Consider the following 5,344-nt stretch of genomic DNA (forward strand, 5'->3'; position numbering starts at 1 on the left):
CCTGCCCAATGCCCGGCTCGACGCGCTGCGCGCGCAGGTCGAGGCGGGCCATGCCGCGCCGGGGGCGGCGGCGCGCGAGGCGCTCAATCCGCTGATGCGGGCGCTTGACGGGGCCATGGAATCCCCGTAAGGCCCCCTGACCGAATTCATGGCCCGGCCCTGTTGCCGACGCCGTATCCCGTGCCTTTCGGGCGCGGGTGACTGCCAGGCCCCGAGACACGAAGGATGAGACCATGTCGCGCCGTTGCGAACTGACCGGAAAAGGCCCGATGACTGGCAACAATGTCAGCCACGCCAACAACAAGACCCGCCGCCGCTTCCTGCCCAACCTGCAGGATGTGACGCTGCTGTCGGACACGCTGGGCCGCGGCTTCAAGTTCCGCGTTTCCTCGCATGCGCTGCGCTCGGTCGACCACCGTGGCGGCCTTGACGCCTTCCTCACCAAGGCGAAGGCCGAGGATCTCTCGGATGCCGCGCTGAAGGTCAAGAAAGAGCTTGCGAAGGCCGCTGCGGCCAACGCCTGATCCTTTTCGGATCGCGATCCCAAAGGCCCGGCTCTCTCGCGAGACGCCGGGCCTTTTCGCGTCTCCCGTTCATCTTTCCCCAAATACGCCGGGGGAGGCCGCAGGCCGGGGGCAGCGCCCCCTCTCCGCTTTACCGACAAGAGGCGTCGCCCCCAAGGTGCTCCGAAGCGGTTCGCCCGGAAGTAAGCGTGCCTTTCGCACGGCCGCAGTCGCGCGACATCGGCGGCCATGACGCCCTGCCTGTCGATAGCCCATTGAAAACCGGGCATCTCCCGATAGGCTCTGCGCCAAGCATGACAGGGAGGAAACCATGCGTCACATCCTAGCTTTCGCCGCGACCGCCGTGCTGGCAGCCGGATCGGCCGCCGCGCAGTCGCAGCTTTCGATCGCGACCGGCGGCACCGGCGGTGTCTACTACCCCATGGGCGGCGGGCTTGCCGAGGTCATCAACAACCATGTCGAGGGCATGAGCGCCACTGCCGAGGTCACCGGCGCTTCGGTGGAAAACATGGGGCTGATCGCCACCGGCGACGCCGACCTTGCCATCGGCCTCGCCGACACGGTGCAGCAGGCCTATTCCGGCACCGGCCGCTTCGAGGGGCAGGAACTGCCGATGATCCGCGCCGTGGGCTCGCTCTATGCCAACATGGTGCAGATCGTGACCGCCGCGGACTCGGGCATCTCCTCCATCGATGATCTCGCGGGCAAGCGGGTCTCGGTCGGCGCGCCGGGGTCGGGCACCGAGGTCAACGCGATGACCCTGCTCGAAGCCAACGGCATGTCCTTCGATGATTTCGAGGCGCAGCGGCTGAACTTCAACGAGACCGCCGACGCGCTCGCCAACGGCGACATCGACGCCGGTTTCTGGAGCGTCGGCGCGCCGACCTCGTCGATTCTCAACCTCGCGACCACGCAGGACGTGCGGATGATCTCGCTCACCGAGGAGCAGGTGACGGCGGCAGCCGAGGCCGATCCGACCTTCGCGGCGCTGTCGCTCGCGGGCGGCACCTATGAGGGCGTCGACGAGGATGTCGCCACGATCGGCGTGCCGAACGTGCTGGTGGTGTCGTCCGAGACCGACGAAGAGACGGTCTACCAGATCACCAAGGCGATGTACGAGAACATTGCCGACCTGCAGGCCGTGCACCCGGCGGCCAACGAGACCACGGTGGAGTTCACCATGGATGCGACCCCGGTGCCGCTGCATCCGGGCGCGCTGCGCTACTTCGAGGAAGCGGGCGCCGAGATCCCGGACGACCTGCGCCCGTGAAGCGACGCCACCTGGCGGGAGGGGCGCTGTCCCTCCTGCTCTTCGCCCATGCCGGCGCCGCACAGACCCGCGCCGGCGCCGCGACCCTGACCGCGACGCTCGATGACGGCACCGAGATCGCCCGCCTCGCCATGCCCGAGGGCGGCGAATGGTGCGTGCTCTGGCGCCATTCGGTGCAGGGCTTCGAGGTCGCCGACTGCTACGAGAACCAAGCCGGGCGCATGGTGCTGATGCGCTCGCACCAGCCCGATTTCGCCGCAGGTCTCGGCCACATCCCCGGCCGCGGCACCCAGGCCTCAGACGGTGACGGCGGCTACTGGATCACCGGCATCGATGAGCCCGTGCCGGAAAATGCCTACGTCCTGCGCGCCGGCTCCATGGCCGTCGACCACCGCCTGAGCGTGGGGGATGCCACCGTCTCGCTCTCCGAACGCGCCGCGCGCGCCCGCATCCGCATCGCATTGGAGCCCAGCCCATGACCCCACCCGAGGAGCGGCCCGCCACCGCCGCGCCCTTGCCGCCCGAACTCCAGCAGGCGCAGCCGAAGCTCGCGCTGCGCGCCATCGCGGTGATCGGGATCGCGCTGTCGCTGTTCCAGCTCTACGCCGCCGGGGTGCAGCCGCTGGGGCTCTTCTTCCAGCGCCCGATCCACCTCGGCTTCATCCTTGTCTTGTGTTTCCTGATCTATCCCGTCACCCGCAACAGGCCACGCGGTGCGCTCGGCTGGGCCATCGACGGGGTGCTGATCCTCGGCGGCGTGCTGGTGGGCTTTTGGGTGCCGTCGAACATCGACGCCATCGCCAACGCCATCTTCCCGCGCACGCAGGACGTGGTCGTGGGGGTGATCACCGCGCTTCTGGTGCTCGAAGCCTCGCGCCGCGCGATCGGGCCGACGATCACCGTGATCGGCGCGGTCTTCGTCGTCTATGCCTTCGCCGGCAACCGCGGCGAGCTGCCCTTTTTCGCCGACTGGCTGCCCGGCATCCTCAACCACCGCGGCTATTCGCTCGACCGGCTGGCCAGCCAGCTGACGCTTGGCGCCGAGGGCATCTACGGCATTCCGCTCGGGGTCGCGGCGACCTTCATCTTCATCTTCGTGCTCTTCGGCGCCTTTCTGGAGGTGACCGGCGCGGGCAAGTTCTTCATCGATCTCGCCTATGCCACGACGGGGCGCCAGCGCGGCGGCCCGGCCAAGGCGGCGGTGATCGCCTCGGCCGGCATGGGCTCGATCTCGGGCTCGGCCATCGCCAACGTCGTCACCACCGGCGCCTTCACCATCCCGCTGATGAAGAAGCTCGGCTACCGCCCGGCGCAGGCTGGCGGCATCGAGGCCGCGGCCTCGACCGGCGGCCAGATCATGCCGCCCCTGATGGGGGCCGGCGCCTTCCTGATCAGCGAATTCACCCGCACGCCCTATATCGACATCGTGCTGGTCTCGATCTTTCCGGCGTTTCTCTATTTCGGCACGGTCTACCTACTGGTCCATATCGCGGCCGTGAAGCGCGGGCTCGAGGGCTTGCCCAAAGAGGAGCTGCCGCGCGTGCGCAGGGTGCTGGCCGAGGGCTGGCATTTCCTCCTGCCGCTGGGGGTGCTGGTCTGGCTGCTGGTCGCGGGCTACTCGCCGATGCGGGTGGGCTACTACGCCATCCTCGCCGTGGTCGCCTCGGCGGTGTTGCGGGCGCTCTTCACCTTCGCCCGCAGCGGCCCGACCATCGCGGGCGGCGTGGCGCTGGCGCGGCTGGGCCTCGCCAAGCTCGCGGAGGCGCTCGAGCTTGGCGCGCGCAACGCGGTGGCGGTCTCGGTGGCCTGCGCGCTGGCTGGCATCATCGTCGGCGTGGTCGGCCTGACCGGGCTCGGGCTCAAGTTCTCGGCCATGATGATCGCCTTTTCGGGCGGCAACATGCTGCTGGCGTTGCTTCTGGTGGTGCTGGCCAGCCTGATCCTCGGCATGGGGCTGCCGGTCACGGCGGCCTATATCGTGCTGATCATCCTGATCGGCCCGGCATTGACCGAGGAGTTCGGCATACCGCTGCTGGTGGCGCATCTGGTGGTGTTCTGGTGGAGCCAGGATTCCAACGTCACGCCACCGATCGCGCTGGCGGGCTTTGCCGGGGCGGCGATCGCCAATGCCCCGCCGATGGAGACCTCGGTGCAGGCGTGGAAATTCGCCAAGGGGCTCTACCTCGTGCCGCTGTTCATGGTGTTCAACGAGCCGATCATCGTCGGCGGGCCGGTGCCCTTGGTGCTGTGGAACGGGTTTCTCGCGATCATTGCGCTGACCGCCTTCGCGGCGGTGCTCGAAGGCCACCTTTTCGCGCCCATGCCTCTTTGGGCGCGGGTGCTGGCCGCCGCGGGCGTGGTCGCGGTGTTCTGGCCGGCGCTGCCGGTCGAGGCCGTGGGCGCCGCGGTGATCGTGGCGGTGCTCGGGCTGAACGCGGCGACGGCGCGGCGGGAGAGCGCCGTGGCGGCAAGCTGAAAAGGGCTCGTCCCGGCGGCACACGCCGCCGGGAGGGGCGCCTTGACAGTTCGCCGTACTCAGGGTCGACAGGCCGACGAGACAAGCTGCAATCAACGGCCCCGGCAGCGCCCCCTGCCCGGCCAGCCCGAGGCGCGCCATGACCCGACTGCCGATCGACGATGCCATTCCCGCGCTGCTTTCGGCAGTGGAGCGCGAGACGCAGGCGGTGCTGATGGCGCCCCCTGGCGCGGGCAAGACGACGCGCGTGCCGCTGGCGATGCTCGATCATGTCGCGGGGCGGATCGTCATGCTGGAGCCGCGCCGCCTTGCCGCGCGCGCGGCGGCGCAGCGCATGGCCGCGACGCTGGGCGAAAGGGTCGGCGAGACGGTAGGCTTTCGCATTCGGGGCGAGGCCAAGGTCTCCACGGCGACCCGGATCGAGGTCGTGACCGAGGGCATCCTGACCCGCATGGTGCAATCCGATCCCGAGCTTTCGGGCGTGGGCGCGGTGATCTTCGACGAATTCCACGAACGCTCGCTCAACGCCGATCTCGGCCTCGCGCTGTGCCTCGAGATCCGCGGCGCGCTGCGCGAGGATCTGGTGCTGGTGGCGATGTCGGCCACGCTCGATGCGCAGCCCGTCGCCGATCTGATGGGCGCGCCCGTCGTGGTCTCCGAAGGGCGCAGTTTCCCGGTCGAGACCTGCTGGCTCGACCGCCCCCTGCCCGCCCGCGCGCGGCTGGAGACCGAGGTGGCAAATCTGGTCGAGCGCGCGGCGCGCGAGAGCGAGGGCTCGATCCTCGTCTTCCTGCCCGGAGAGGGCGAGATCCGGCGCGTGCAGGGAATGCTGGAGGGGCGGCTCGGCTGCCCGGTGCTGCCGCTTTACGGCGCGCTGCCGCCCGCGCGGCAGGCCGAGGCGCTGGAGCCGGGAGAGGGCCGCCGCATCGTGCTCGCAACCGCCATCGCCGAGACCTCGCTCACCATCCCCGACATCCGCGTCGTCGTCGATGCCGGGCGCGCCCGCCGCGCCCGTTTCGATCCCGGATCGGGCATGTCGCGGCTGGTCACCGAAAAGGTCACCCGCGCCGAGGC

5 protein-coding genes are annotated in these 5,344 nt (G+C 69.6%); all 5 read left to right on the top strand.

All coding sequences use genetic code 11. The features are described 5' to 3' along the window. The first annotated feature begins 233 nt into the window (after positions 1–233). Entirely contained in the window at positions 234–524 is a 291-nt protein-coding gene (rpmB, locus tag NHG85_RS17855) for a 50S ribosomal protein L28 (protein WP_253334947.1), read from the top strand. Between the two features lie 310 nt (positions 525–834). Next, complete coding sequence (locus NHG85_RS17860) at positions 835–1,794, top strand: TAXI family TRAP transporter solute-binding subunit (protein ID WP_253334949.1); 960 nt, start codon at positions 835–837, stop codon at positions 1,792–1,794. Beyond that, positions 1,791–2,273 carry a DUF1850 domain-containing protein gene (locus NHG85_RS17865; protein ID WP_253334953.1) on the top strand — a complete coding sequence of 161 codons (483 nt, stop codon included), beginning with the start codon at positions 1,791–1,793 and terminating at the stop codon, positions 2,271–2,273. The genes NHG85_RS17860 and NHG85_RS17865 overlap by 4 nt, the downstream gene beginning before the upstream one ends. Then, complete coding sequence (locus NHG85_RS17870) at positions 2,270–4,270, top strand: TRAP transporter permease (protein ID WP_253334954.1); 2,001 nt, start codon at positions 2,270–2,272, stop codon at positions 4,268–4,270. Before NHG85_RS17865 ends, NHG85_RS17870 begins: the two co-directional genes overlap by 4 nt. 139 nt (positions 4,271–4,409) lie before the next feature. Beyond that, positions 4,410–5,344: DEAD/DEAH box helicase (locus tag NHG85_RS17875; RefSeq protein ID WP_253334955.1), on the top strand; the 935-nt coding region annotated here is incomplete at its 3' end.

Source organism: Limimaricola litoreus (assembly GCF_024159025.1).
GTDB classification, from domain to species: domain Bacteria; phylum Pseudomonadota; class Alphaproteobacteria; order Rhodobacterales; family Rhodobacteraceae; genus Limimaricola; species Limimaricola litoreus.